This window comes from Pseudomonas sp. 14P_8.1_Bac3 (assembly GCF_025466085.1).
Taxonomy (GTDB): Bacteria; Pseudomonadota; Gammaproteobacteria; order Pseudomonadales; family Pseudomonadaceae; genus Aquipseudomonas.
This window is the reverse complement of record NZ_JANLOD010000058.1, coordinates 1-26,569: the sequence shown is the minus strand read 5'-3', so window position 1 is coordinate 26,569 and position 26,569 is coordinate 1. Positions and strand designations below refer to the sequence as shown.

General features: G+C 59.4%; 29 protein-coding genes. 8 read left to right on the top strand and 21 right to left on the bottom strand.

Annotated elements, in window-relative coordinates:
• Positions 1 to 160: 160 nt before the first annotated feature.
• Positions 161 to 931 (top strand): SDR family oxidoreductase, encoded by a 771-nt coding sequence (locus NTD84_RS18490; RefSeq protein WP_262168264.1) that lies wholly within the window; start codon positions 161 to 163, stop codon positions 929 to 931.
• 185 nt (positions 932 to 1,116) lie between these two features.
• Positions 1,117 to 1,815, top strand: a complete 699-nt coding sequence (gene tsaA / locus NTD84_RS18485; protein WP_262168262.1) for a tRNA (N6-threonylcarbamoyladenosine(37)-N6)-methyltransferase TrmO — start codon at positions 1,117 to 1,119, stop codon at positions 1,813 to 1,815.
• Between the two features lie 125 nt (positions 1,816 to 1,940).
• Here the strand turns inward: tsaA and fpr are convergent, their stop codons facing one another.
• Positions 1,941 to 2,720: a ferredoxin-NADP reductase gene (fpr, locus tag NTD84_RS18480; protein ID WP_003443014.1), complete on the bottom strand. Its 780-nt coding sequence runs from the start codon at positions 2,718 to 2,720 to the stop codon at positions 1,941 to 1,943.
• 138 nt (positions 2,721 to 2,858) lie between these two features.
• Here fpr and NTD84_RS18475 point away from each other — a divergent pair, with 138 nt between their 5' ends.
• On the top strand, positions 2,859 to 3,785 hold the full coding sequence (locus NTD84_RS18475; RefSeq protein WP_262168258.1) for a LysR family transcriptional regulator: 927 nt from the start codon (positions 2,859 to 2,861) through the stop codon (positions 3,783 to 3,785).
• Here the strand turns inward: NTD84_RS18475 and NTD84_RS18470 are convergent.
• The 3 genes from NTD84_RS18470 to NTD84_RS18460 all read right to left on the bottom strand — a co-directional run bounded on the left by NTD84_RS18470 (position 3,782) and on the right by NTD84_RS18460 (position 5,823).
• Positions 3,782 to 4,144, bottom strand: coding sequence for a diacylglycerol kinase (locus NTD84_RS18470; protein WP_008030027.1), 363 nt, complete (start codon positions 4,142 to 4,144; stop codon positions 3,782 to 3,784). The genes NTD84_RS18475 and NTD84_RS18470 overlap by 4 nt on opposite strands.
• Positions 4,145 to 4,219: 75 nt before the next feature.
• Positions 4,220 to 4,870 carry a response regulator transcription factor ErdR gene (gene erdR / locus NTD84_RS18465; RefSeq protein WP_262168252.1) on the bottom strand — a complete coding sequence of 217 codons (651 nt, stop codon included), beginning with the start codon at positions 4,868 to 4,870 and terminating at the stop codon, positions 4,220 to 4,222.
• 209 nt (positions 4,871 to 5,079) lie between these two features.
• Positions 5,080 to 5,823: a tRNA-uridine aminocarboxypropyltransferase gene (locus NTD84_RS18460; protein WP_262168249.1), complete on the bottom strand. Its 744-nt coding sequence runs from the start codon at positions 5,821 to 5,823 to the stop codon at positions 5,080 to 5,082.
• Positions 5,824 to 6,011: 188 nt separating this feature from the next.
• Here NTD84_RS18460 and NTD84_RS18455 point away from each other — a divergent pair, with 188 nt between their 5' ends.
• Entirely contained in the window at positions 6,012 to 6,440 is a 429-nt protein-coding gene (locus NTD84_RS18455; protein WP_262168246.1) for a quorum-sensing-regulated virulence factor family protein, read from the top strand.
• Between the two features lies 1 nt (position 6,441).
• On the opposite strand, the gene NTD84_RS18450 is transcribed toward NTD84_RS18455, so the two are convergent.
• Positions 6,442 to 6,636 carry a hypothetical protein gene (locus tag NTD84_RS18450; RefSeq protein WP_262168244.1) on the bottom strand — a complete coding sequence of 65 codons (195 nt, stop codon included), beginning with the start codon at positions 6,634 to 6,636 and terminating at the stop codon, positions 6,442 to 6,444.
• A 367-nt stretch (positions 6,637 to 7,003) separates the two neighbouring features.
• On the opposite strand from NTD84_RS18450, the gene NTD84_RS18445 reads away from it, so the two are divergent.
• Positions 7,004 to 8,122, top strand: a complete 1,119-nt coding sequence (locus NTD84_RS18445) for a TIGR00730 family Rossman fold protein (protein WP_262168242.1) — start codon at positions 7,004 to 7,006, stop codon at positions 8,120 to 8,122.
• A gap of 43 nt (positions 8,123 to 8,165) precedes the next feature.
• Here the strand turns inward: NTD84_RS18445 and recX are convergent, their stop codons facing one another.
• The 5 genes from recX to NTD84_RS18420 all read right to left on the bottom strand — a co-directional run bounded on the left by recX (position 8,166) and on the right by NTD84_RS18420 (position 11,687).
• Positions 8,166 to 8,633: a recombination regulator RecX gene (gene recX, locus NTD84_RS18440; RefSeq protein ID WP_084322318.1), complete on the bottom strand. Its 468-nt coding sequence runs from the start codon at positions 8,631 to 8,633 to the stop codon at positions 8,166 to 8,168.
• An 8-nt stretch (positions 8,634 to 8,641) separates the two neighbouring features.
• Entirely contained in the window at positions 8,642 to 9,694 is a 1,053-nt protein-coding gene (gene recA / locus NTD84_RS18435) for a recombinase RecA (protein ID WP_262168237.1), read from the bottom strand.
• Positions 9,695 to 9,777: 83 nt separating this feature from the next.
• Positions 9,778 to 10,278 carry a CinA family protein gene (locus tag NTD84_RS18430; RefSeq protein ID WP_262168234.1) on the bottom strand — a complete coding sequence of 167 codons (501 nt, stop codon included), beginning with the start codon at positions 10,276 to 10,278 and terminating at the stop codon, positions 9,778 to 9,780.
• A 116-nt stretch (positions 10,279 to 10,394) separates the two neighbouring features.
• Positions 10,395 to 10,742 carry a phage holin family protein gene (locus tag NTD84_RS18425; RefSeq protein ID WP_262168231.1) on the bottom strand — a complete coding sequence of 116 codons (348 nt, stop codon included), beginning with the start codon at positions 10,740 to 10,742 and terminating at the stop codon, positions 10,395 to 10,397.
• Positions 10,743 to 10,952: 210 nt separating this feature from the next.
• Positions 10,953 to 11,687 carry a helix-turn-helix transcriptional regulator gene (locus tag NTD84_RS18420; RefSeq protein ID WP_262168269.1) on the bottom strand — a complete coding sequence of 245 codons (735 nt, stop codon included), beginning with the start codon at positions 11,685 to 11,687 and terminating at the stop codon, positions 10,953 to 10,955.
• Between the two features lie 211 nt (positions 11,688 to 11,898).
• Between NTD84_RS18420 and mutS the strand changes: the two genes are divergently transcribed.
• Both mutS and fdxA read left to right on the top strand, forming a co-directional pair.
• A complete protein-coding gene (gene mutS, locus NTD84_RS18415; RefSeq protein WP_262168228.1) occupies positions 11,899 to 14,478 on the top strand; it encodes a DNA mismatch repair protein MutS in 2,580 nt (859 codons plus the stop codon).
• A gap of 142 nt (positions 14,479 to 14,620) precedes the next feature.
• A complete protein-coding gene (gene fdxA, locus NTD84_RS18410) occupies positions 14,621 to 14,944 on the top strand; it encodes a ferredoxin FdxA (protein WP_093412508.1) in 324 nt (107 codons plus the stop codon).
• A 745-nt stretch (positions 14,945 to 15,689) separates the two neighbouring features.
• On the opposite strand, the gene rpoS is transcribed toward fdxA, so the two are convergent.
• The 8 genes from rpoS to NTD84_RS18370 form a co-directional block, all read right to left on the bottom strand.
• Complete coding sequence (gene rpoS / locus NTD84_RS18405; protein ID WP_262168225.1) at positions 15,690 to 16,697, bottom strand: RNA polymerase sigma factor RpoS; 1,008 nt, start codon at positions 16,695 to 16,697, stop codon at positions 15,690 to 15,692.
• 105 nt (positions 16,698 to 16,802) lie between these two features.
• Positions 16,803 to 17,672 (bottom strand): peptidoglycan DD-metalloendopeptidase family protein, encoded by an 870-nt coding sequence (locus NTD84_RS18400; RefSeq protein WP_262168223.1) that lies wholly within the window; start codon positions 17,670 to 17,672, stop codon positions 16,803 to 16,805.
• Positions 17,673 to 17,883: 211 nt separating this feature from the next.
• The gene (locus NTD84_RS18395) at positions 17,884 to 18,519 is read right to left on the bottom strand and encodes a protein-L-isoaspartate(D-aspartate) O-methyltransferase (protein WP_262168267.1); all 636 of its coding nucleotides are present in this window, start codon (positions 18,517 to 18,519) and stop codon (positions 17,884 to 17,886) included.
• A 38-nt stretch (positions 18,520 to 18,557) separates the two neighbouring features.
• A complete protein-coding gene (gene surE, locus NTD84_RS18390) occupies positions 18,558 to 19,307 on the bottom strand; it encodes a 5'/3'-nucleotidase SurE (RefSeq protein ID WP_262168220.1) in 750 nt (249 codons plus the stop codon).
• Positions 19,295 to 20,353, bottom strand: coding sequence for a tRNA pseudouridine(13) synthase TruD (gene truD, locus NTD84_RS18385; RefSeq protein ID WP_262168218.1), 1,059 nt, complete (start codon positions 20,351 to 20,353; stop codon positions 19,295 to 19,297). Before truD ends, surE begins: the two co-directional genes overlap by 13 nt.
• Positions 20,350 to 20,823: a 2-C-methyl-D-erythritol 2,4-cyclodiphosphate synthase gene (gene ispF, locus NTD84_RS18380; RefSeq protein WP_162439110.1), complete on the bottom strand. Its 474-nt coding sequence runs from the start codon at positions 20,821 to 20,823 to the stop codon at positions 20,350 to 20,352. Before ispF ends, truD begins: the two co-directional genes overlap by 4 nt.
• A gap of 53 nt (positions 20,824 to 20,876) precedes the next feature.
• On the bottom strand, positions 20,877 to 21,722 hold the full coding sequence (gene fghA / locus NTD84_RS18375) for an S-formylglutathione hydrolase (RefSeq protein WP_262168215.1): 846 nt from the start codon (positions 21,720 to 21,722) through the stop codon (positions 20,877 to 20,879).
• 8 nt (positions 21,723 to 21,730) lie between these two features.
• Positions 21,731 to 22,843 (bottom strand): S-(hydroxymethyl)glutathione dehydrogenase/class III alcohol dehydrogenase, encoded by a 1,113-nt coding sequence (locus NTD84_RS18370; RefSeq protein WP_262168213.1) that lies wholly within the window; start codon positions 22,841 to 22,843, stop codon positions 21,731 to 21,733.
• A gap of 107 nt (positions 22,844 to 22,950) precedes the next feature.
• Here NTD84_RS18370 and NTD84_RS18365 point away from each other — a divergent pair, with 107 nt between their 5' ends.
• A complete protein-coding gene (locus NTD84_RS18365) occupies positions 22,951 to 23,847 on the top strand; it encodes a LysR substrate-binding domain-containing protein (protein ID WP_262168210.1) in 897 nt (298 codons plus the stop codon).
• Between the two features lie 147 nt (positions 23,848 to 23,994).
• Here the strand turns inward: NTD84_RS18365 and ispD are convergent, their stop codons facing one another.
• From ispD to eno, 3 genes are all read right to left on the bottom strand, one after another.
• Positions 23,995 to 24,702: a 2-C-methyl-D-erythritol 4-phosphate cytidylyltransferase gene (gene ispD / locus NTD84_RS18360; RefSeq protein WP_262168208.1), complete on the bottom strand. Its 708-nt coding sequence runs from the start codon at positions 24,700 to 24,702 to the stop codon at positions 23,995 to 23,997.
• Positions 24,699 to 24,977 (bottom strand): cell division protein FtsB, encoded by a 279-nt coding sequence (gene ftsB, locus NTD84_RS18355; RefSeq protein ID WP_008028992.1) that lies wholly within the window; start codon positions 24,975 to 24,977, stop codon positions 24,699 to 24,701. Before ftsB ends, ispD begins: the two co-directional genes overlap by 4 nt.
• Positions 24,978 to 25,147: 170 nt before the next feature.
• Positions 25,148 to 26,437 carry a phosphopyruvate hydratase gene (gene eno / locus NTD84_RS18350; protein ID WP_262168206.1) on the bottom strand — a complete coding sequence of 430 codons (1,290 nt, stop codon included), beginning with the start codon at positions 26,435 to 26,437 and terminating at the stop codon, positions 25,148 to 25,150.
• Between the last annotated feature and the right edge of the window lie 132 nt (positions 26,438 to 26,569).

The following is a 26,569-nucleotide window of genomic DNA, read 5'->3' as shown; positions in this document are numbered from 1 at the left end:
GGGGGGGGGGCGCCCCCGCCCCCCCCCCCCCCCCCCCCCCCCCCACCCCGGCTCCTACAGAGGCCTGGCTCTATGAATCCCCATTCCTCGCAAAAATAGTGGCTCCGCTTCACGCGTCTGACGACTAGGGTGTAATGACCTTCAGCCCTCAGGATTCGCCATGCACCCGTACTTTTCCCTGCAAGGCCGCACCGCTCTGGTGACCGGCGGCACCCGTGGTATCGGCAAAATGATCGCCAAGGCCTACGTCGAGGCCGGCGCCACCGTGTATGTCTGCTCGCGGGATGCCGAAGCCTGTCTGCAAACCGCTGACGAGCTGAGCGCGTTCGGTGTCTGCCACGGGGTCGCCGCCAATCTGGCCACCGAAGAAGGTGTGCTTCAGCTCGCTACGCGGCTGGGCGAACACATCACCCATCTGGATATCCTGGTGAACAATGCCGGCACCACCTGGGGCGCGCCACTGGAGAGCTATCCGGTCAAGGGCTGGGAAAAGGTCATGCAGCTCAACGTGACGTCGGTGTTCAACTGCATCCAGCAATTTCTGCCGTTGCTGCGCAAAGCCGGCTCGGCAGCGAATCCGGCGCGGATCATCAACATCGGTTCGGTGGCGGGGATTTCTTCCTTTGGCGAACAGGCTTATGCCTACGGGCCAAGCAAAGCAGCCCTGCACCAGCTGTCGCGGATTCTGGCGCGAGAACTGGTCGGCCAGCACATCAACGTCAACGTGATCGCGCCAGGGCGCTTCCCGAGCAAGATGACGCAGCATATTGGCAATGATGAGCAGGCGCTGGCGGAGGATACGGCGCTGATTCCGATGAAGCGTTGGGGGCGGGAAGAAGAGATGGCGGCCTTGGCAATCAGCCTGGCGAGCACGGCAGGGGCGTATATGACCGGGAATATCATTCCGCTGGATGGGGGGTTCAGTCTTTAGATCAGTGGCGCGACCTTCGCGGGCAAGCCCGCTCCCACATTGGACTTATGTTGACCACAAAAGGAGGTTTACTGGAGATCCAATGTGGGAGCGGGCTTGCTCGCGAAGGCGCCCTCTCAGCCACCACCGATGCCAGGGCCGATCGGGTTATCATGCTCGCCTCATTCCCGCCTCGACCCCACCCCATGACCTACAGCGTTTCCCCCATCGGCTTCGTGCGTTCCTGCTTCAAGGAAAAGTTCGCCATCCCGCGTCAGCCGCAACTGGCTCCCGCTGCCCGTGGCGTGCTGGAACTGGTGGCGCCGTTCGATCAGGGCGACGCGGTGCAGGGCCTGGAGCAGGTCAGCCACGTCTGGTTGCTGTTCCTGTTCCATCAGGCCCTGGAAGAAAAACCACGCCTGAAGGTGCGCCCGCCTCGCCTCGGCGGCAATAAATCCATCGGCGTGTTTGCTACCCGCGCGACCCATCGGCCCAATGGCATCGGCCAATCCGTGGTGAAGCTGGACAAGGTCGAGGCCGATCGGCTGTGGATATCCGGCATCGACCTGCTGGATGGCACGCCGATTCTCGACATCAAACCCTACGTGCCCTACGCCGACATCATCGACGCGGCCTCCAACAGCATCGCCAGCGCCGCGCCGCCCTTAATTGCCGTGCAGTGGACAGATGCCGCGCTGGAGCAAGCGCACGGGCATGCACAGCGACTGGGCGAGCCGCTGGTGGAACTGATCGAGCAATGTTTGGCGCAGGATCCGCGGCCGGCGTATCAGACGCCCGCGCCGGAGCGAGAATACGGGGCGCAGTTCTGGGATGTGGATGTTCGCTGGCATTACCCGACGCCCGAGGTGATTCGGGTGTTGGAGGTAGTCCCCGCGAAAGTTTAAACGCCACAAACAACTGTGGGAGCGAGCCTGCTCGCGATAGCAGTGTGTCAGTCGACGTAGATGTCGATTGATTCACCGCTTCGCGAGCAGGCTCGCTCCCACAGTTACAGCAACATAGCAGTCTGTTATTTTTCGACGAACGCACGCTCGATCAGGTAGTCACCCGGCTCGCGCATCCGCGGCGAAACTTTCAGACCGAAGCTGTTCAGCACTTCGCTGGTTTCGTCGAGCATGCTCGGGCTGCCGCACAGCATGGCGCGGTCGTCCTGCGGATTGATCGGTGGCAGACCGATGTCGCTGAACAGCTTGCCGCTGCGCATCAGGTCGGTCAGGCGACCTTCGTTCTCGAACGGCTCGCGGGTCACGGTCGGGTAGTAGATCAACTTGTCACGCAGGGCCTCGCCGAAGAACTCGTTCTGCGGCAGATGCTCGGTGATGAATTCGCGGTAGGCGACTTCGTTGACGTAACGTACGCCGTGGCACAGGATCACTTTTTCGAAACGCTCGTAGGTTTCCGGGTCCTGGATGACGCTCATGAACGGCGCCAGACCGGTGCCGGTGCTGAGCAGGTACAAATGTTTGCCAGGCTTCAGGTCATCCAGTACCAGCGTGCCCGTAGGCTTCTTGCTGATGATGATCTCGTCGCCTTCCTTCAGGTGTTGCAACTGGGAAGTCAGCGGGCCATCAGGCACCTTGATGCTGAAGAACTCGAGATGCTCTTCCCAGTTCGGGCTGGCGATCGAGTAAGCGCGCATAAGCGGGCGGCCGTTGGGTTGTTGCAGGCCGATCATCACGAACTGACCGTTCTCGAAGCGCAGGCCCGGGTCGCGGGTGCACTTGAAGCTGAACAGAGTGTCGTTCCAGTGGTGAACACTGAGGACACGCTCGTGGTTCATGTTGCTCATGTACGTGGGACTCCTGGAGATTGGATCTGCGCCTGCGGTGCGAAAATGAGCTGGCGTGCGCAATTGCATCGCATTCTAATGGCAGCCACAATATCTGTTAACTGGATTATTAAGATAAGGGTTATCGGTTATATAGATATGCGATTTACTCTCCGTCAACTTCAAGTCTTTGTCGCCGTCGCGCAGCAGGAAAGCGTATCCCGGGCTGCGGGCCTGCTCAACCTCTCGCAATCGGCGGCGAGCACCTCGATCACCGAGCTGGAGCGCCAATCCAGTTGCCAGCTGTTCGACCGCGCCGGCAAACGGCTGAGCCTTAACGCGCTGGGTAAACAACTGTTGCCGCAAGCAGTGGCGCTGCTTGATCAAGCCAAGGAAATCGAAGACCTGCTCAACGGCAAGTCCGGTTTCGGCTCCCTCGCGGTCGGGGCGACCCTGACCATCGGCAATTACCTGGCCACGCTGCTGATCGGCAGCTTCATGCAACGCCACCCGGAAAGCCAGGTGAAACTGCATGTGCAGAACACCGCCAACATCGTGCAACAAGTCGCCCATTATGAAATTGACCTGGGTCTAATCGAAGGCGACTGCAGCCATCCGGACATCGAAGTACAAAGCTGGGTCGAGGATGAACTGGTGGTGTTCTGTGCACCGCAGCATCCGCTGGCGATTCGCGGCACAGCAACCATGGAAGCGCTGAGTCATGAGGCCTGGATCCTGCGCGAACAAGGCTCCGGCACGCGGCTGACCTTCGACCAGGCCATGCGCCACCACCGTAGCGCGCTGAATATCCGCCTGGAGCTGGAACACACCGAGGCGATCAAGCGCGCCGTGGAGTCGGGGTTGGGGATTGGTTGCATTTCGCGGCTGGCCCTACGCGACGCGTTCCGCCGCGGCAGCCTGGTGCCGGTGGAGACACCGGATCTGGACCTGGCGCGGCAGTTCTATTTCATCTGGCACAAACAGAAATTTCAGACGCCAGCGATGCGCGAATTCCTCGACCTGTGCCGCGCTTTCACCGCCGGGGTGCAGCGCAGCGACGAGATCGTGCTGCCCACCATCGCTTAAAGCAGGATCACCGCCCACACCAACGCGATCATGGTCAACGCCACCAGTTGCGCGGCGCTGCCCATGTCCTTGGCGTTCTTGGACAACGGGTGCAGTTCAAGGGAAATGCGGTCGATGGCCGCTTCCACCGCCGAGTTGAGCAACTCGACAATCAACGCCAGCAGACAGACGGCAATCAGTAACGCCTGCTCGACGCGGCTGACGTTCAGGAAGAACGAAATCGGGATAAGGATGACATTGAGCAACACCAGTTGCCGGAAAGCCGCTTCGCCGGTGAAGGCTGCGCGCAGGCCGTCCAGCGAATAACCGGAGGCGTTGAGGATGCGTTTCAGGCCGGTCTGGCCTTTAAAAGGGGACATAGAAGTGGCAACTGACCAAAAAGGAGTGGGAAAACTAGATCAACGAAAGTCAAAAAAGCGTGAAGGAGCCAATCTTTAGTGGCTCGAAATTGACTCAAGTTGTTGCAGGAGCAACGCCGCCTGGGTCCGGGTCCGCACATTCAGCTTACGGAAAATCGCCGTGACGTGGGCCTTGATCGTCGCTTCTGAGACGCTCAGTTCGTAGGCAATCTGCTTGTTCAGCAACCCTTCACAGACCATGGTCAGCACCCGGAACTGCTGCGGCGTCAAGCTGGCCAGACCTTCGCTGGCGGCCTTGGCCTCGTCGGAAACGCTGACCGCCTCAAATGCCTGGGGTGGCCAGAACACATCACCCTCCAGCACTGCACGCACGGCTTTCTGGATCACGTTCAGGTCACTTGACTTCGGAATGAAGCCGCTGGCGCCGAATTCACGGGACTTGACCATGATCGACGCTTCTTCCTGGGCCGACACCATCACCACTGGAATTTGCGGGTACTGCCCCCGCAACAGCACCAGCCCGGAGAAACCGTAGGCGCCCGGCATGTTCAGGTCCAGCAGCACCAGGTCCCAGTCGGCCTTTTCGTCGAGGCGGGTTTCCAGCTCGGCAATGCTCGCCACTTCGACCAGACGGACATCCGGGCCAAGGCCCAGGGTCAACGCTTGATGCAGGGCGCTACGAAAAAGAGGGTGGTCATCGGCAATCAGGATTTCGTATGTGGCCATTTTTCAAATGATCCTGTCTTTCAAACAACTCGAGGTACAGCCACGGAGCTGCACCAACAGGGCACGTTCAACGCCAATTACGCAGGTCTCACGTAAAAAATACGGCGTATCAATACTTGGCCGCGCCCTAATCGGCGCCAAGCATGCCCAGCGAAGCCAGGGTGGTCAAGGTGCCTGGCCGGAACGGTTCTTTGCAGTATGGGCGACAATCAGTCCATAACCGCGGCATTATTCTGCACAAAGGGCATCAACTCGGCGTGCGCCGGTGTGCAAACATTCATGTCCAGTTGGTGCTTGGCATCGAGGTAGTGCTGGCTGAACACGTCGAAATAGGCGTCCAGCGCCGATGCAGCCTCAACGTCGCCCGCCAGATCCAGGCACAGCGCCGCCACCTCGGCCGTGCACAGGTGCTCGCTGCGGGTCGACCGGCGCAGGCGGTAACGAGACAGCTTCTCTGGCAGCAGGCTGAGGATCGGCAGCCCATCAAAATACGGGCTTTTGCGGAAAATCTTCCGCGCTTCGGTCCAGGTCGCGTCCAATAGAATGAACAGCGGACGCTTGCCGCTATCGACTTCGACGGTGTTGGTCACTCGCTCCGGCTCGACATATTCGCCCGGAAATACCAGGTACGGCTGCCATTGCGGGTCGGCGAGCAAGGCCAGCAGCTGTGGGTCGGTTTCCATTCGCGACCAGATGAACGCGTGGTTGTCGCGCACCACATCAGCGATCAACCAGCCGGTGTTGCTCGGTTTGAACACTTCCTTGTTGGTCATGATCAGGCACACGCCGGAGCGGGTCTCGACCTGCGGGCGCCAGGCACACAGGCAATGGCTCTCGATCACGCGACAGTCACGACAACGCGGCGCTCGCCAGCCACGGGCCTGAATCGGCTTGATGCCCTCTTCTTCGCGCTGGTCGCGCAAACGGGCTACGGCGTTGGGGGCGTGGTTCATCGTGGGCAACACCGGCAGACAGGAAAACTCGGCACGAACGGCACTCGGCAAGGCAATAAGGCGGGCAGTTTATCAGAGCCATCGGCGCAAGCCTGTACCGTCCAGACCAGCTCCCCTATAATTCGCGGCCACTGAACGCACAGTCATGTGACGGGTCGAACCACCAGTCACTGAACCAGGAGAGTTTCATGCTGCGCCTTATCGTTCCCACCGCTGCCATTCTGCTGGCGTCGTCCTTCACCGCTCAGGCTGCGTCCCTGAGTGAGCAGAATCTCAACCGAGAGCTGCGCAACGTCGCGGCCCAGAGCAGTGTCGGCACGCCACGCGCCATCAACGAAGACATTCTAGATCAGGGCTACACCGTTGAAGGCAACGTGCTGATCAACCACCTGAGTGTGCAGAGCAGCCACGCCGAAAAGATGCGTTCCGACCCGAAAGCGGTGTACTTCCAGCTGGGCGCGTCCGTCTGCCGGAACCCTGGCTTTCGCAAGTTGATGGCCAAGGGCGCGGTGATGCGTTACGACTTTACCGAGGTGAAGACCAATCGCGCCGTCGGTTCCGCCAGCTTCCAGGATTCGGATTGCCCGAAAACCGCACCACCGGCGAAGAAAAAGTAACTCAACGGGAATTGGCGCGCCGCTGTTCATCCTCGGCGCGCAGTTCGGCCAACAACGCCTGCAAATACCGCGAGCGCCGTTCGGCACCCTCGAGACGTCGGCAGCACTCCTCCTCGAGACTCACATGATTGGTCTCGGCTGAAGACTTCAGCAATCGATACAGTTGCGTATCGATCTCCAGAATAACTCTGGCCATAGCATCCCGCCTCCCTGCACCTCGCCCTTGCTAGAGCGACAAAATCCTTGAACCGCTTGTTCCGTGCGCCCTGCGTTTGACGCAAAGCTGTCGTGTCTCGCCTCTAATTTAGTAAATCAGAGCGCCGGACTCTCGGCGTGCGTTCAGACGAGTGGTGAAACCACCTTGCAAATCATCAATAAGCGGTTGCCAGGAAACACTTTGTGGCGCAATGATCAAGTCAGCGCAAATCACCGCGAGGGACTAGATTCAACGTATTCACATTCACTTTTCAGGGCAGAAAAGGGGCTGCCTAGTGTGCGTTTTTGCGATGCGAAAGTTTCCTTCGTCCAAAGGAACAACAGAGCCTGTATGGAAGGAGAAATTGATGCCTTACCAACCGAATGACCTCCTGAGCCGTCATTTTGAAGAAAGCGGCCACGACCTCACCAGCAAGGTCGAAGAACAACTCAACCTGGTTTCACCGAACAGCCCGAACATCCCGATCTACCGCGACATGATCCTGACCGTGCTGCGCATGGCCCAGGAAGACCATAACCGCTGGAACGCCAAAATCACCCTGCAAGCCCTGCGCGAACTCGAACAAGCGTTTCGTGTCCTGGAGCAGTTCCGCGGGCGGCGCAAAGTCACGGTGTTCGGCTCGGCCCGCACTCCAATAGAACACCCGCTGTACGGCCTGGCCCGGGAACTCGGTGCCGCCCTGGCGCGTTCGGACCTGATGGTGATTACCGGTGCCGGCGGCGGCATCATGGCCGCTGCCCACGAAGGCGCTGGCCTGGAGCACAGCCTGGGATTCAACATCACTCTGCCCTTCGAGCAGCACGCCAATCCCACTGTGAACGGCACTACCAACCTGCTGCCCTTCCATTTCTTCTTCACCCGAAAGCTGTTCTTCGTCAAGGAAGCCGATGCGCTGGTCTTGTGCCCTGGCGGTTTCGGCACGCTGGATGAGGCGCTGGAAGTACTGACGCTGATCCAGACCGGGAAAAGTCCGCTGGTGCCCGTCGTGCTGCTGGACGCGCCGGGCGGCAAGTTCTGGCAAGGCGCGCTGGATTTCATCCGCACTCAACTGGAGGAAAATCGCTACATCCTACCGACTGACATGAAGCTGGTGAGCCTGGTCTACAGCGCCGAAGAAGCGGTGGAACAAATCAACCAGTTCTATAGCAACTTCCACTCCAGCCGCTGGCTCAAGCACCAATTCGTGATCCGCATGAACCACACGCTCAGCGACCCTGCGCTCGAACACATGCAGCAAGCCTTCGCCGACCTGTGCCTGAGCGATCATTTCCATCAACATGCCTACAGCGGCGAAGAGCATGACGAGCCGCAGTTCAGCCACCTGGCGCGATTGGCCTTCACCTTTAATGCCCGTGACCACGGGCGCCTGCGGGAACTGGTGGACTACATCAACCTGCCGGAAAACTGGGCACAGCCCAAACCCCAGGCGCAACAACGCACGCGGGAACCTTCAAAGGTTACGTGAGGCAAAAAAAACGGCCCGCTATCTAAATAGCGGGCCGTTTCATTCAATCGTCCATCCCTCGGCCGCTGAACAAGCGGCTGATCATTTCCATGGAATAACCCCGATAACTCAGGAAGCGGCCTTGTTTGGCACGCTCCCGGGCGTCTATCGGCAAATGCCCGGAGAACTTGCGTCGCCAGGTGTCTTCCAGTTGTTCCTGCCAGTTGATACCGCTCTCGCGTAACGCAAGTTCGATGTCGTTGCGTTGAAGGCCACGCTGGCTCAACTCTTCGCGGATACGCAAAGGGCCATAGCCGGATCGAGCGCGATAGGAAACGAAGCTTTCGAGGTAACGGGATTCGGACAACAACCCCTCTTCCGTCAAGCGGTCGAGCGCTGTGTCGATCATTTCAGGTAGGGCGCCGCGCTGACGCAGTTTACGCGTCAGCTCGACTCGACCGTGCTCGCGTCGTGCGAGCAGGTCCATTGCGGTTCGCCGCACCGCGACGAGTGTATCGAGTACGGCGGTCATCGGATCAATCAGATGTCAGCGTCAGCCAGGTCATCTTCAGTCTCTTTGACTGGCGATGCTTTAACGTCCGGCGCTGGAGTCAGCAGTTTGTCGCGCAGCTGCTTCTCAAGCGTCGCGGCGATTTCCGGGTTGTCCGCCAGGAACTTGGCCGAGTTGGCTTTGCCCTGACCAATCTTGGTGCCGTTGTAGGCATACCAGGCACCGGACTTCTCGACGAAACCGTGCAGAACACCCAGGTCGATCATCTCACCGTTGAGGTAGATGCCCTTGCCGTAAAGAATCTGGAACTCGGCCTGACGGAACGGCGAAGCCACTTTGTTCTTCACAACTTTGACGCGGGTTTCGCTACCGACGACTTCATCACCTTCTTTCACCGCGCCGGTACGACGGATGTCCAGACGAACCGATGCGTAGAACTTCAGCGCGTTACCACCGGTGGTGGTTTCCGGGCTGCCGAACATCACGCCGATTTTCATACGGATCTGGTTGATGAAGATCACCAGGCAATTGGCGTTTTTGATGTTACCGGTGATTTTACGCAGCGCCTGGGACATCAGACGGGCTTGCAGGCCTACGTGCATGTCGCCCATTTCGCCTTCGATTTCAGCCTTTGGCACCAGCGCCGCCACGGAGTCGACGATGATCACGTCAACCGCGTTGGAACGCACCAGCATGTCGGTGATTTCCAGGGCTTGCTCGCCGGTGTCCGGCTGGGAAACCAGCAGGTCGTCGACGTTGACGCCGAGCTTGCCGGCGTATTCAGGGTCGAGGGCGTGTTCGGCGTCGACGAATGCGCAGGTCGCGCCGGCTTTTTGAGCCTGGGCGATCACCGACAATGTCAGCGTGGTTTTACCGGAGGATTCAGGACCGTAGATTTCAACGATACGGCCTTTTGGCAGACCGCCAATGCCGAGCGCGATGTCCAGACCCAGAGAGCCAGTAGAGATAGCCGGGATCGCCTGACGGTCCTGATCGCCCATACGCATTACGGCACCCTTGCCGAATTGACGTTCGATCTGACCCAGGGCCGCAGCCAAGGCTTTCTTCTTGTTGTCGTCCATTAAAGTCCTCACGTAATCAATAAGGCCTGACGGCCAACACCTGTATAAGTAGACAGTATTATTCCACAGCGATTCAGGATCGCCTACCCCTGATTTGAGATTTCTCCAGCGGCATGTCGCAGCAGCCCCTCTAGCGCGGCCTTCACCGTTTGTCGGCGGACCTCGTCGCGGTTCCCGGGGAAGTGCTGGACCTCGCTGAATACCCGCTCACCCACGCCCCAGGCCAGCCAAACGGTGCCCACCGGCTTGTTCGGTGAACCGCCATCCGGGCCGGCCACACCGCTGACCGCCACGGCGAAGTGCGCCCGGCTTTTTTCCTGGGCGCCACGCACCATGGCCTCGACGACTTCGCGACTGACCGCCCCAACCGTCTCGAATAACTCGGTCGGGACGTTCAATTGCTCGGTTTTCTGCCGGTTGGAGTACGTGACGTAACCGGCCTCGAACCACGCCGAGCTGCCCGGAATGCGCGTGATGGCCTCGGAAATCCCGCCGCCGGTACAGGACTCGGCCGCTGTGACATGCGCATTGAGAACCTGCAGGCGCCTGCCGAGTTCAGCGGCCAGTTGGGTGATTTCTTTCACGGTCATCTCCTGAGCGAGCGGAATGGCACTACCGTACACGAGCAAATCGCGCTTGCAAGTTACAGGGTTGATCAAGATGTTAGCGAGATACGCTGAGATTTATTGACATGAGAACGTTACCGATCCGGCCCGGTATCACGTGGCGACACCTCACTTATACCGATCCGCCTGGCGGCCCAGCGTTCATAAAGACTGATGGCCACGTCGGCCCCCGCCATCGCGGTCAGGCAACCCAACGCCCCCGCCGTCCAGATCGACATCCCGGCGGCATACAACAACATAAGAGCCGAAACGCCACAGATCATGCAGGCGCCTGAACGTAGTGCCACGCGACGCAATAATGACCAGCCGCGGGCACCTTCCTTGTCCGCGCGCCACATTTCACCGAACACTCCACCCAGGAAAGCGAGCACAAGTACCACCCAGATCGGCATGTCCAGCACCACCAGTTGCTCGCTAGTCATGACTGGCCTCCTTGCGAATGAATAAGGAGTGGTGCGCCTTCCACCACGCGACCCCATGTTATGCATTTACGCATATAAAAACAATGCATCAATGCATTATTTATGGATGCACTACCGCTTGGGAAATCTGGGGGAAAGAGACGTGCATGGAGAGTGCGGGCAGGTAAAAAACACCTACAGGGCGTCAGGTTCCATCGGATACCGGTGAAGTTAACGAGCGTACATGCCCCACCAGAACACATGACCAAGAATAACGATTTGGCCCTCCTGAATTTCCAGGAAGGTGTAGTCCTCATCCGGATGCTCATCGCGATTGAAACTGCGCAGGCGAATCCCTGTCGGCAAGCGGTACAGCTGTTTAACCCGGAGCTGGCCGTTGTGGTTGATGGCATAAAGATCGCCATCGACGATATCGCCAATCCCGCATTTGCCGGCATTGACCCCGACCGTGGCGCCGTCACGCAACACCGGCAACATGCTGTTGCCGCGCACGGTCACGCATTTGGCCTGGTCGAACTGCACACCGTTGTGGCGCAAGCTGCGCTTGCCGAAGCGCAGGCTGGAGCGCTCACTCTCCTCGATGACGAATCTTCCTGATCCCGCAGCCAATTCAACCTCACGAAGAAAGGGAACCGACACCTCGTCGTCATCGACGGGCGTATCGTCGTCCCACAGGCTTATGTCCCTGAGTTCGGAATGCAACTCGCCGCGCGCGGTATTGGCAGCGGGCGCAACATCCGCACGACCGCGCAACTGGTCGGTGCTCACGCCGAAGTACTCGGCGATTTTCGAGATGTGCTTATCCGAAGGATCGACGATCTTCCCGCTGAGGATTCGCGAGAGAGTGGATTGGGGCACGCCGGTGCGACGGTGAAGCTCCGTGGGGGAGATCCCGTGCTGATCGAGCAGCGCTCTTAGGACGGTAGAAACATTGCGTTTTTGCATAACGCGCATAGTGCTTGATCTTTTTTTCGGAGGCAAATGCAGAATTGCATAAACAGCGCATAAATCGTGTACACGCAGCAGAAATGTATCCCGCGGCTTTCATGCCTGCGTCAGGCGGACCGCCCATGGTAACCTTGCGCCCATCGCGGAAAAGCCGGGCCGATGTCCCTCCTTTGCCCTACACCTTTCAACGAATTTGCCTAATTATCCGATGAATAAACCACTTTCCGATCTGTCCTCGCACACCCCGATGATGCAGCAATACTGGCGGCTGAAGAACCAGCACCCCGACCAGCTGATGTTCTATCGCATGGGCGACTTCTACGAGATCTTCTATGAAGACGCGAAGAAGGCCGCCAAGTTGCTGGACATCACCCTGACCGCCCGCGGGCAGTCGGCCGGTCAGGCGATTCCGATGTGTGGGATTCCTTACCACGCCGCGGAAGGTTATCTGGCGAAACTGGTGAAGCTCGGCGAATCGGTGGTGATCTGTGAGCAGGTCGGCGATCCAGCGACCAGCAAAGGGCCGGTGGATCGTCAGGTGGTGCGCATCATCACCCCGGGCACCGTGAGTGACGAAGCCTTATTGGATGAGCGCCGGGACAACCTGATCGCGGCAGTGCTGGGTGACGAGCGCCTGTTCGGGCTGGCGGTGCTGGACATCACCAGCGGCAACTTCACGGTGCTGGAGATCAAGGGCTGGGAAAACCTGCTGGCGGAGCTGGAGCGGGTCAATCCGGTGGAGCTGATGATCCCGGATGACTGGCCGAAAGACCTGCCCGCGGAAAAACGTCGTGGCGTTCGTCGCCGTGCGCCGTGGGATTTCGAGCGCGACTCGGCGCTGAAAAGTCTCTGCCAGCAATTCTCGACCCAGGACCTGAAAGGCTTTGGCTGCGAGAACCTGACCCTGGCCATCGGCGCCGCCGGTTGCCTGCTCAGTTACGCCAAGGAAACCCAGCGCACCGCCCTGCCCCATTTGCGCAGCCTGCGGCATGAGCGCCTGGACGACACGGTGGTGCTGGATGGCGCAAGCCGTCGCAACCTGGAGCTGGACACCAACCTCGCAGGCGGTCGCGACAACACGCTGCAGTCGGTGGTCGATCGTTGCCAGACCGCCATGGGCAGCCGTCTGCTGACCCGCTGGCTGAATCGTCCGCTGCGCGACCTGACCGTCCTGCTGGCGCGCCAGACTTCGATCACCTGCCTGCTCGACGCCTACCGCTTCGAAAAGCTGCAGCCGCAGCTCAAGGAAATCGGTGATATCGAGCGGATCCTGGCGCGGATCGGCCTGCGCAATGCCCGCCCTCGCGATTTGGCGCGCCTGCGTGATGCGCTCGGCGCACTGCCTGAGTTGCAAGTGGCGATGGCCGAGCTGGAAGCGCCGCACATCCTGCAACTGGCCAAGACCACCAGCACTTACCCGGAACTGGCGGCGCTGCTGGAAAAAGCCATTATCGACAACCCGCCCGCGGTGATCCGTGATGGCGGCGTATTGAAAACCGGTTACGACAGCGAACTCGACGAGCTGCAATCGCTTAGCGAAAACGCCGGGCAGTTCCTGATCGATCTGGAGGCGCGTGAAAAGGCCCGCACCGGCCTGTCGCATCTGAAAGTCGGTTACAACCGCATTCACGGTTACTTCATCGAACTGCCGAGCAAGCAAGCGGAATCGGCGCCGGCAGACTACATCCGGCGCCAGACACTCAAAGGCGCCGAGCGGTTTATCACGCCGGAACTGAAGGCCTTCGAGGACAAGGCGCTTTCGGCGAAGAGCCGGGCCCTGGCGCGCGAAAAGATGCTTTACGAAGCGCTGCTCGAAGACCTGATCGCGCAATTGCCGCCGCTGCAAGACACCGCCGCCGCACTGGCCGAACTGGATGTCCTGAGCAACCTCGCCGAACGCGCGCTCAACCTCGACCTGAATTGCCCGCGCTTCGTCGACGAGCCATGCATGCGCATCAGCCAGGGGCGTCACCCGGTGGTCGAGCAAGTGCTGACCACGCCATTCGTGGCCAACGACCTGAGCCTTGACGACAATACGCGCATGCTGGTGATTACCGGTCCGAACATGGGCGGTAAATCGACTTACATGCGTCAGACCGCACTGATCGTACTGCTGGCGCATATCGGCAGCTTCGTGCCGGCGGCCAGTTGTGAATTGTCGCTGGTGGACCGGATCTTCACCCGGATCGGTTCCAGCGACGACCTGGCCGGTGGCCGCTCGACCTTTATGGTCGAAATGAGCGAAACCGCGAACATTCTGCACAACGCCACCGAGCGCAGCCTGGTACTGATGGACGAAGTCGGTCGCGGCACCAGCACCTTCGACGGTCTGTCCCTGGCGTGGGCCGCGGCTGAACGCCTGGCGCACCTGCGGGCCTATACGCTGTTCGCCACACATTACTTTGAACTGACCGTGCTGCCGGAAGCCCAGCCGCTGGTGGCCAACGTGCACCTCAATGCCACCGAGCACAACGAACGCATCGTGTTCCTGCACCATGTGCTGCCCGGCCCGGCCAGCCAGAGCTATGGCCTTGCGGTTGCGCAACTGGCCGGTGTGCCAAGCGAGGTGATCGTGCGTGCTCGCGAACACCTGGGGCGACTGGAAGCCACTGCGCTGCCCCATGAAGTGCCGAAACCCGCCAAAGGCAAACCGGCCGCGCCGCAGCAGAGCGACATGTTCGCCAGCTTGCCGCATCCGGTGCTGGACGAACTGGCGAAACTGGATCTGGATGACCTGACACCGCGTCGCGCGCTGGAAATGCTCTATACACTAAAGACACGGATCTAACGCACTTGCCTGCAAGCTGTTAGAATCTCGCGCGGTTTGGGATGCTGCAGGCTAATAGCCTGGTCTGCAGACTATCGCTCCCAAACCTGGCGACCCCAACGTGAAGGGGCTCCGCTGCCGCCGCCTGAGGAGAAAATTAGAAATGACCTTCGTCGTCACCGACAACTGCATCAAGTGCAAGTACACCGACTGCGTAGAAGTCTGTCCGGTGGACTGCTTTTACGAAGGCCCGAACTTCCTGGTGATTCACCCGGATGAGTGCATCGACTGCGCACTGTGCGAACCAGAATGCCCTGCCGTGGCCATCTTCTCCGAAGATGAAGTCCCGGAAGACATGCAGGAATTCATTCAGCTGAACGTTGAGCTGGCCGAAATCTGGCCAAATATCACCGAGAAGAAAGAATCGATGCCCGATGCCGAAGAGTGGGATGGCGTCAAAGGCAAGATCAAAGATCTCGAACGCTGATCGACCCCGCGTTCCCGAAAAGGCCCCTTGCGGGCCTTTTTTGCTTTTCAGCAGAACCTGTAGGAGCCAGCTTGCTGGCGATGGATTCAAGCGCCCTGCGTTGACCCAGGCAGCACGCATTACGACTAACGATCATCGCCAGCAAGCGTACCAACGCCGAAAAAGTAGAATGCAACCCTGAAAAAAACCCAAAAAAAAGGGGCGGTTTGACCCGCCCACATTTTTCCCTATTCCCTGTGTTCCTTTTCATCATCCTGATGAATCGCGTCCTGCAATGTCCTTCCCCCTCATCCTTAAAGGGCGTGTCTATCCGTCGACACAGCGCTGATACTAGAGTATTCCCCCGCGAGCGCAATCGACCTGCGAGAGCAAAACCCGCTGCCATAAGCGCCTGACTTTTATAAATATCGATAGGAATCAAATAGATAAAAACAGGGCGTAATAACAATCGGCGACTGACCGGGTGTAAAAATATCGAACACTTACGAGAGAGTAAGCGAAGGCTTACAGCGCAATAATACAAACCTGAGGTTTCGCAGTTTTTCCGCGTCTGCTGCCGAACCTGTAGGAGCCAGCTTGCTGGCGATGGACGCAAATACACCGCGTCGACCCAGACAGAGCGCGTTATCGTTGACGACCATCGCCGGCAAGCCGGCGCCTACAGGACCGTGGCGCACGCATTGTTTGTGACAACAAAAAGCCCCGAACCAGTCGGGGCTATTTGCGTCCTGCTCAAGCGAAACGCCTATTGAAACAGCGACTCGCTCGACAGGCCATTCTTCTCCAGAATCTCCCGAAGACGCTTCAGGCCTTCAACCTGGATCTGTCTGACGCGTTCGCGGGTCAGTCCAATTTCCAGACCCACGTCTTCGAGCGTGCTGCTCTCGTGACCGCGCAGGCCAAAGCGGCGTATTACCACCTCGCGCTGCTTGTCGGTCAGTTCCGAGAGCCACTGATCGATGCTCTGCGACAGGTCATCGTCCTGCAACAGTTCGCACGGATCGGTCGGGCGGTCATCGGTAAGAGTGTCCAGCAGGGTTTTATCCGAATCCGGACCCAGCGAGACGTCGACCGAAGAAACCCGCTCGTTCAGGCCGAGCATGCGCTTGACCTCTCCCACCGGTTTCTCCAGCAGGTTGGCGATTTCTTCGGGTGAGGGTTCGTGATCGAGTTTTTGCGTCAGCTCCCGTGCGGCCCGCAGGTACACGTTAAGCTCCTTGACCACATGGATCGGCAACCGGATGGTCCGGGTCTGATTCATGATCGCGCGCTCGATGGTTTGACGAATCCACCAGGTTGCGTAGGTCGAAAAGCGGAAGCCACGCTCGGGGTCGAACTTCTCTACCGCCCGGATCAGTCCGAGGTTGCCCTCTTCGATCAGGTCCAGCAGTGACAGGCCACGATTGACATAACGACGGGCAATTTTCACCACCAGCCGCAAGTTGCTTTCAATCATGCGTTTGCGCCCGGCCGGATCGCCACTTTGCGACAAGCGTGCAAAGTGAACTTCTTCTTCGGGTGACAGCAGAGGGGAAAAGCCGATTTCATTGAGATACAGCTGCGTGGCATCGAGTGCACGTGTGTAGTCAATGTACTTGTGTTGCTTCAACGACGCGGAGTGTTTGGATTTGGCACGAACGGAAGGTGGAGCTGCCCCTTCATCATTCGACATCGAATCCGTATCGATGCCGGTCTCCATAAGGAGAACCTCATCGTCGATGTCAAACTCCGGCACTTCTTTACTGAGAGCCATTGTTATAGTCCTTTGGTGAGTTCGACCTCAAGCTCAAGCGGCGCCTTTATCCTTGGCAACGCTGGAGCCTGTTCCCTCTACGTGACGGAACAGGCTGGTAACAAATCAACGACGTGGCAGGAACTGCAGCGGATCTACAGGTTTACCTTGTCGGCGAATCTCAAAATGCAGCTTCACCCGGTCTGTACCCGTTGACCCCATTTCGGCAATTGTCTGTCCGACCTTGACCTGCTGTCCCTCCCGAACCAACAGCCTGCGGTTATGTCCGTAGGCACTGACGTAGGTATCGCTGTGTTTGATGATGACCAATTCGCCGTAGCCCCTTAAGCCACTCCCGGCGTACACCACCGTCCCATCAGACGCAGCTAAAACAGGCTGTCCCAAATCTCCGGCGATATCAATTCCTTTATTCAAACTACCGTTTGAAGAGAATTTTCCAATCAAGATGCCATTAGAAGGCCACCCCCAGCCGGTCGGGGCCGGGCCCGCGGGAGGCATTGGCGCGGGTGCTGGCTTGCTGGCGACGGACGGTGCAACCACCGTTGTGGTCGTCGTGGCGCCGTTGGGTTGACGCCGGATGACCGTGGTTTTACTGGACGACGAAGGTGCCGAATCGGCCGAATTAGCCGCTACGGGCGCGACCGCTGTCGACGTTGAACCGGTACGCCCGTCAAAGCGAATCGTCTGACCCGGATGGATCGTGTAGGGCGTAGGAATGTTGTTACGTGCTGCGAGGGCTTTGTAGTCCCAGCCGTAGCGAAAAGCGATCGAGAACAAGGTGTCTTTAGGTCGAACCACGTACTGACCCGTGGTCACTGCCGGACGCTGGGCCACGGCATTGTTGCGATCAACGACGCGAACGTCGCTCGATTTATTGCTGGAACAACCGACCAGCAAGGTGCTCAAGACAAGGCCAGTCACCAGGCGCTGAAAGCTCGTTATACCCATACGCTGCGCAATGACTGTGAGACTCACCCGCCGCTCCCTTTGTGGTGGCTGAAGATTTGAATTGCCGTATTCCGGCATGAAGTGTCGCAAGTATAACGGGCCGTGCAGGCTTTACCTTTAATGAAGCGAGATGTCCTCGCGCACACGTTTGCTGCCTGAACGATGAATCCGTTTAACTGATCGATGCCGCTGTAAGACAGAGGCGATCGCAGAGAATTCAGCGCGCGTGAACAAATGCTCAGGCCACTGGCCCGTTGAGCAGTGGAACGAAGCGCACCGCCCCCAGAGCACGCCTGGAAAACCCGTGTTCTTCACGGATGATCAACATCAACTGTTGAACCTCACCCGAGCCGACCGGGATCACCAGCCGCCCACCCGGTGCCAACTGATCGAGCAATGCCTGCGGCACATCGGTCGCCACCGCCGTCACGATAATGCCGTTGTACGGCGCCAGTGCCGGCCAGCCTTCCCAGCCATCGCCCCAACGGAAAACCACGTTGCGCAGGTTGAGGTCGACCAGGCGTTCCTTGGCCCGGTCCTGCAAACCCTTGATGCGCTCGACGGAAAATACCCGCTCGACCAGCTGCGAGAGGATCGCGGTCTGGTAACCCGACCCCGTGCCGATCTCCATCACCTTGTCCAACGGCCCCGCCTCCAGCAGCAGCTCGCTCATGCGCGCCACCATATAAGGCTGGGAGATCGTCTGGTTGTTGCCGATCGGCAACGCCGTGTCTTCATAGGCGCGATGTGCCAGTGCTTCGTCAACAAACAGATGACGTGGTGTACGACGGATCACTTCCAGCACCTTGGCGCTGGAAATGCCTTCTTCATACAACCGCTGAATCAGGCGCTCGCGGGTCCGCTGCGAGGTCATGCCGATGCCGCGATGCATCGGGTCTTGTTCACGAGCCATCAGCGCAGTCCCTCCAGCCAGCCATCCAGACTTCGGAAGGCATCGTTGAAGGTGCGATCCAGTTGCAATGGCGTGATGGACACATAGCCTTGCATCACCGCATGGAAATCGGTGCCCGGTCCGCCGTCTTCCGCGTCCCCGGCGGCGGCGATCCAGTAACCGGATTTGCCGCGCGGGTCGACGACTTTCATCGGAGCCGCCGCACGGGCCCGATGGCCGAGGCGAGTCAGCTGGATGCCGCGGATGTGGTCCAGCGGCAAATTGGGAATGTTCACGTTCAGCACCGTGCGCGGTGGCAGGTCCAGGTCGGCGTGGGCTTCCACCAGTTTGCGCGCGAAGTAGGCGGCGGTAGGAAGATTCTCGACCTGTCGTGAGACCAACGAAAAAGCAAACGAAGGACGCTCCAGGAAACGTCCTTCAAGTGCCGCGGCTACCGTGCCGGAATACAACACATCGTCACCCAGGTTGGCGCCCAGGTTGATGCCGGAAACCACCATGTCCGGTTGGCGCTCCAGCAAGCCGTTGAGGCCCAGGTGCACGCAATCGGTGGGTGTGCCGTTGAGGCTGATAAAGCCGTTGGCCAGTGTTTGCGGGTGCAGCGGACGGTCGAGCGTCAGCGAACTGCTGGCGCCGCTTTTGTCCTGGTCCGGGGCGATAACCACGCATTCGGTGTAATCCGCCAGCGCAGCATAAAGCGCGGCGAGACCGGGTGCGGCTACCCCATCGTCGTTAGAAATCAGAATACGCATGGGCTGTCCGTCTGCCCCACCGGCACCAGATCGACGAGTTCACGCACCAATACGGTGGCGAAGCATCCGGCCGGCAGGACGAATTCCAGTTGCAGAATGTCAGGCTCGGGATAATGCCACGTCAACCCGCCAATGGGCAGCCGCAGGATGCGACGTTCGTGGCTCATACCGGCGTTAATCAACCAGTCACGCAGATCCGCTTCGCGCGCGGCGATGGCCTGCTCCAGTTGATGGACAGCGCCCGTCGTCGGCGAGTCACCTTCGCCCCACTGCGGACCGGTCGGGTGCAGGTCGAGAATCGCCAGGCGCGGATCGTTGCACTCGGCTTCACCGGCCGGGAAAAAGCTGCGGCTATCGGTGAATGCCAGCAAATCGCCCACCTGCGCTTGCTGCCAGGTGCCATCGGCCACGCGCGCCGCCAACACCTGGTTAAACAGAAAACTGCGGGCGGTGGAGAGCAAGCGCGAACGGACGTTGCGCTGCTCCGGCAGCGCCTTGCGCGCGGCCCAGGCACGGGCATCGACCACGTTGCCGCCGTCAAAGCCGAAGCGCTGGGCGCCGAAATAATTGGGAATGCCTTGCTTGGCGATCAATTGCAGACGCGCGTCGATCGCGGCTTTGTCGCCGGTGAACTGAGTCAGGCGCAAGGTGAAGCCGTTGGCGGAGTGCGCGCCGCGTTGCAGCTTGCGTTTGTGCCGGGCGGTCTTGAGAATTTTCAGGGTGTCGTTTTCGGCCGACGACAGATCAGGATCGGCCTTGCCCGGCAGTTGCACGCTGAACCATTGACGCGTCAGCGCCTGACGATCCTTCAGCCCCGCGTAACTGACCGTGCGCAATGGCACGCCCGCAGCCTTGGCGATCCGCCGTGCCGCTTCTTCGGTGTTCAAACCGCGCTTTTCCACCCAGATCCACAAGTGCTCGCCATCGCCACTGAGGGGGATATCGAGCACTTCATCGACCTGAAAATCTTCCGCCGTGGCTTTCAACACCGCGCTGCCAAGGGCGTCGCCATAGGCCCGAGGGCCGAGCAATTGCAGTTCGTTCATGCGCGCAGCAACAAGGCAACGGCGTGCACGGCAATGCCTTCTTCGCGACCGACAAAGCCGAGCTTTTCGGTGGTGGTAGCTTTCACGTTCACTTGATCCAACTCAACTTGAAGATCCGCGGCAATCAGCGCGCGCATCGATTCGATATGCGGGGCCATTTTCGGCGCCTGGGCGACGATGGTGTTATCGACGTTGCCGATTTTCCAGCCTTTGGCGTGGATCAATGCGACGACGTGACGCAACAGCACACGGCTATCGGCGCCCTTGAACGTGGGGTCGGTGTCCGGGAAATGCTTGCCGATATCACCCAGCGCCGCGGCGCCGAGCAAGGCATCGCTCAAGGCGTGCAGCAGGACGTCACCGTCGGAGTGAGCGAGCAGCCCGAAGCCGTGTGCGATGCGCACGCCGCCCAGAGTGATGAAATCGCCTTCAGCGAAACGGTGCACATCATAGCCGTGGCCAATACGCATAAAAAAACGCCCCGATTTTTGTCAGGGCGTGATTCTACCTGCTTTGTCACACCTTAGGCGCTTAGTGCGCGCCCATGATGTTGCAAGTGGTCGCCAATGAAACTGGCGATGAAGAAATAGCTGTGGTCGTAGCCCGGTTGCAGGCGCAACGTCAGCGGATGGCCGGCCAGTTTCGCGGCTTGTTGCAGGGCTTCAGGCTTGAGCTGGGTGGCGAGGAAATCGTCGCGATCACCCTGATCGACCAGCAGCGGCAGCTTTTCGTCGGCTTCGGCGATCAAGGCACAGGCATCCCATTCGCGCCACTTCGAGCGGTCTTCGCCGAGGTAACGTGAAAAGGCGTTCTGGCCCCAGGGGCAGTCCATCGGATTGTTGATCGGCGAGAACGCCGACACCGACAGGTAGCGGCCTGGATTGCGCAACGCGCAGACCAGCGCGCCGTGGCCACCCATGGAGTGACCGCTGATGCCGCGCTTGTCCGATGCAGGGAAATGGGCTTCGACCAATGCCGGCAATTCCTGCACGACATAGTCATGCATCCGATAGTGACGCGACCATGGTTCCTGCGTGGCATTCAGATAGAACCCGGCGCCGAGGCCAAAGTCCCAGGCACCGTCCGGATCACCCGGCACGTCTGGACCGCGCGGACTGGTGTCCGGCGCCACGATCATCAACCCCAGCTCGGCAGCCATGCGCATGGCGCCGGCCTTTTGCATGAAGTTTTCGTCAGTGCAGGTCAGGCCGGACAGCCAGTACAGCACTGGCAGCTTGCCGCCCTGCTCCGCTTGCGGCGGCAGATACACGGCGAACACCATGTCGCAACCGAGCACATCGGAACGATGCCGGTAGCGTTTATGCCAGCCGCCGAAGCTCTTCTGGCAGGAGATATTTTCCAGGCTCATGGCCCACCTCAGAAATGGATGACGGAACGGATGCTTTTTCCTTCATGCATCAGGTCGAAAGCCTTGTTGATATCTTCCAGGCCCATGGTGTGGGTGATGAACGTATCCAGCGGGATTTCGCCAGTCTCGGCCATTTCCACATAGCTTGGCAGCTCGGTACGACCGCGCACGCCGCCGAACGCCGAACCGCGCCATACGCGACCGGTCACCAGCTGGAACGGGCGGGTAGCGATTTCCTGACCGGCACCGGCCACGCCGATGATCACCGATTCGCCCCAACCCTTGTGGCAGCACTCGAGCGCAGCTCGCATCAATTGGACATTGCCGATGCACTCGAAGGAAAAGTCGACGCCGCCGTCAGTCATGTCGACGATGACTTCCTGGATCGGCCGGTCGAAGTCTTTCGGGTTTACACATTCGGTTGCACCCAACTGTTTGGCGATCTCGAATTTGGCCGGGTTGATGTCGATGGCGATGATGCGCGCAGCCTTGGCTTTGGCCGCGCCGATGACGGCTGACAGACCGATGCCGCCGAGGCCGAAAATGGCCACGGTATCACCGGGTTTGACCTTGGCCGTATTGAGCACCGCGCCGATGCCGGTGGTGACACCGCAGCCCAGCAGACAGACCTTTTCCAGCGGCGCTTCTTTAGGGATCTTGGCGACGGAAATTTCCGGCAACACGGTGTACTCGGAAAACGTCGAGGTACCCATATAGTGGAAAATCGGCTGACCTTTGTAGGAAAAACGCGTAGTGCCATCCGGCATCAGGCCTTTGCCCTGAGTTGCGCGAATCGCCTGGCACAGGTTGGTTTTGCCCGACAGGCAGAATTTGCACTGGCGGCATTCCGGGGTGTACAGCGGGATCACATGATCACCGACCGCGACGGAGGTCACGCCCTCGCCAATCGCCTCAACCACGGCACCGCCTTCATGGCCGAGGATCGACGGGAAGATGCCTTCCGGGTCAGCGCCCGACAGGGTGTACGCATCGGTATGGCAAACACCGGAAGCCACCACACGCAGCAGAACTTCACCGGCTTTGGGCATGGCAACATCGACTTCAACGATCTCGAGGGGTTTCTTGGCCTCAAAGGCAACGGCGGCGCGCGACTTGATCATGTGGATTCTCCAGTGAATAAAAACGAGACAGGGAGTGTAATACACGGTCTTACGGTGAATAATCCGGGCAAAAGCAAAACATTATTGCTCCACAGGGATAATCCTCGATGTCCGAAAGCCGCTGGGAAGGGATCGACGAGTTCGTCGCTGTCGCCGAATGCAGCCAATTCACGGCGGCAGCGGAACGCCTCGGGGTGTCTTCCTCACACATCAGTCGCCAGATCGTACGCCTTGAAGAGCGACTTCAGACGCGCTTGCTCTACCGCAGTACCCGCCGCGTCACGCTGACTGAGGCCGGGCAAACCTTTTTGCAACACTGCCAGCGTTTGCAGGATGGTCGCGAAGAAGCGCTACGTGCGGTCGGGGACCTGACCAGCGAGCCCAAAGGCATGTTGCGCATGACGTGCGCCGTGGCGTACGGCGAGCGCTTCATCGTGCCGTTGGTCACGCGTTTCATGGGCCTCTATCCGCAGCTCCGAATCGATATCGAGCTCAGTAACCGCCAACTCGATCTCGTCCATGAGGGGCTGGACCTGGCAATCCGTCTGGGTCGACTGCAAGACTCTCGACTCGTCGCGGCCAGACTGGCACCGCGGCGTATGTACCTGTGTGCATCACCGTCCTACCTGGAACGGTATGGACGGCCACATAGCCTGTCGGAATTGAGCCGGCATAACTGCCTCATCGGCAGTTCGGACCTCTGGCAACTGGAACAGAACGGGCGGGAATTTTCCCAGCGGGTGCAGGGAAACTGGCGCTGCAACAGTGGGCAAGCGGTGCTGGATGCGGCGCTACAGGGCGTGGGGTTGTGTCAGTTGCCGGACTACTACGTGCTGGAATACCTGAAAAGCGGCGAATTGATTTCACTGCTGGATGCCCATCAACCGCCGAACACCGCAGTGTGGGCGCTTTATCCACAGCAGCGGCATCTGTCGCCGAAGGTGCGCAAGCTGGTGGATTATCTGAAAGACGGGTTGGCTGAGCGGCCGGAGTATCGTAGCTGAATGCCTAGTTCCGTGCGGAATCGGTGCCTGAGCTAGCGCTTTCGCGAGCAAGCCCGCTCCCACAGTTGACCGGGTTCTACCGGAAGAATGGGGTCGAATGTGAGAGCGGGCTTGCTTGCGAACGCAATCTTACCGTCACCCCAGTAGTCAGCGACGGTTAGCCCAACGCTGCTTCAACCATTCCATGTCTTCAGGACGCGTGACCTTGAGGTTATCGGCTCTACCCTCAATCAAGCGCGGCGACAGCCCTGCCCACTCCATCGCCGACGCTTCATCGGTAATCACCGCATCGGCCACCAGACTGTCCGCCAAGGCACGATGCAACGCGCCAAGGCGAAACATCTGGGGCGTATACGCTTGCCAGATCACGCTACGATCCACGGTTTCAACCACGCGACCGTGCTTGTCGACCCGCTTCAGCGTATCGCGTGCCGGAACCGCCAGCAGACCGCCGACCGGGTCGTCAGCCAGCTCAACCAGCAACTTGTCCAGATCGTCACGGCTCAGATTTGGCCGCGCCGCATCGTGCACCAGCACCCAATCCTCATCGCCGGCACCCAGCGCATGCAAATGCAGCAGGGCATTGAGCACCGACCCGGAACGCTCAGTGCCGCCGTCAACCCGTTGAATACGCGAATCCCCGGCGCACGCCAGGTTGGGCCAATAAGGATCGTCAACAGCAAGACTGACCACCAATCCCTTCAGGGACGGATGATCGAGGAAACAGCCGAGGCTGTGTTCGAGAATAGTGCGTCCACCCAGTTGCAAGTATTGCTTGGGACGGTCCGCGGCCATACGGGCACCGACGCCCGCGGCAGGAATCACGGCCCAGAAGGCCGGTATCGAGGGATTCATTGAGCCAGCTGGTAAAGGGTTTCACCGTCCTTGACCATGCCCAGCTCATGGCGAGCCCGCTCTTCAACGGTCTCCATGCCTTTTTTCAACTCGCTGACTTCGGCGTCCATCACCCGATTGCGTTCCAGCAACCCTTCGTTCTCAGCGTGTTGATCCGCGATCTGCTGAGTCAGCTCGGCCACTTGCGCCAGGCTGCCATTACCCACCCACAGGCGGTATTGCAGGCCAGCCAGCAACAGGAGCAAAACGAGGAACAACCAATTGGGACTGCGCATCGAATATCGGGTATCCAGTGAAAAAAGACAGCCATGCCAAAACTTGAAGCTTCTGATAGCACGAAGCCTGGAAAACCCAGGCTTGTGCTCTTAAGGCATCAGATTAGTGGCAAATCCGCCGCTGTCGCGACTTTTCCGACACAATCCGGTGTCTTTTTACCAGTTAACGGTTAACCGCGAAACTCGCTGCGACCGTTGTACTTGGCTTTGCCATTCAACTGCTCTTCGATACGCAGCAGTTGGTTGTACTTGGAAACGCGATCGGAACGGCACAGGGAGCCCGTCTTGATCTGGCCAGCCGCAGTGCCCACGGCCAGGTCGGCGATGGTCGAATCTTCGGTTTCGCCGGAGCGGTGCGAGATCACGGCGGTGTAACCAGCAGCCTTGGCCATCTGGATGGCTTCCAGGGTTTCGGTCAGGGTGCCGATCTGGTTGAACTTGATCAGGATCGAGTTGGCGATCTTTTTATCGATGCCTTCTTTCAGGATCTTGGTGTTGGTCACGAACAGGTCGTCACCGACCAGCTGGGTCTTCTCGCCGATCTTGTCGGTGAGGATTTTCCAGCCAGCCCAGTCGGATTCGTCCAGACCGTCTTCGATGGAGATGATCGGGTAGCGCTCGGTCAGCCCTTTCAGGTAGTCGGCGAAACCTTCGGCGGTGAACACCTGGCCTTCGCCGGACAGGTTGTACTTGCCGTCTTCGTAGAACTCGCTCGCCGCGCAGTCCAGTGCCAGGGTCACGTCGGTGCCCAGCTTGTAACCGGCGTTGGCCACGGCTTCGGAGATCACTTTCAAAGCGTCTTCGTTGGACGCCAGGTTAGGCGCGAAACCACCTTCGTCACCGACGGCAGTGCTCAGGCCACGGGCCTTCAGAACGGCCTTGAGGTGATGGAAAATCTCGGTGCCCATGCGCAGACCTTCGGAGAAAGACTTGGCGCCCACCGGCTGAACCATGAATTCCTGGATGTCGACGTTGTTATCGGCGTGCTCGCCACCGTTGATGATGTTCATCATCGGAACCGGCATGGAGTAAACACCCGGGGTGCCGTTCAGGTTGGCGATGTGGGCGTACAGCGGCAGGTCCTGGTCCTGTGCTGCTGCCTTGGCCGCAGCCAGGGAAACGGCGAGGATCGCGTTGGCGCCCAGGGTGGCTTTGTTCTCGGTGCCGTCGAGCTTGATCATCGCCTGATCCAGCGCTTTCTGGTCGCTTGGGTCTGTACCTTTCAACAGGTCACGGATCGGACCGTTGATGTTGGCGACGGCTTTCAGCACGCCCTTGCCCAGGTAACGGCTCTTGTCGCCATCACGCAGCTCGAGCGCTTCACGCGAGCCAGTGGAAGCACCGGACGGCGCGCAGGCGCTGCCGATGATGCCGTTATCGAGAAGCACGTCCGCTTCCACGGTGGGGTTGCCACGGGAGTCGAGAACTTCACGACCTTTGATGTCGACGATCTTTGCCATTGTTGTAAACACTCCAAAGTTGACGAAAACGCTTTGTGCCGCTCGATTTATAACTTGTAGGTCACATTTGCAGGAGCCGGCTTGCTGGCGATGGGGCCCCTAAGGAAGCTATCGCCAGCAACACCGCGCCAA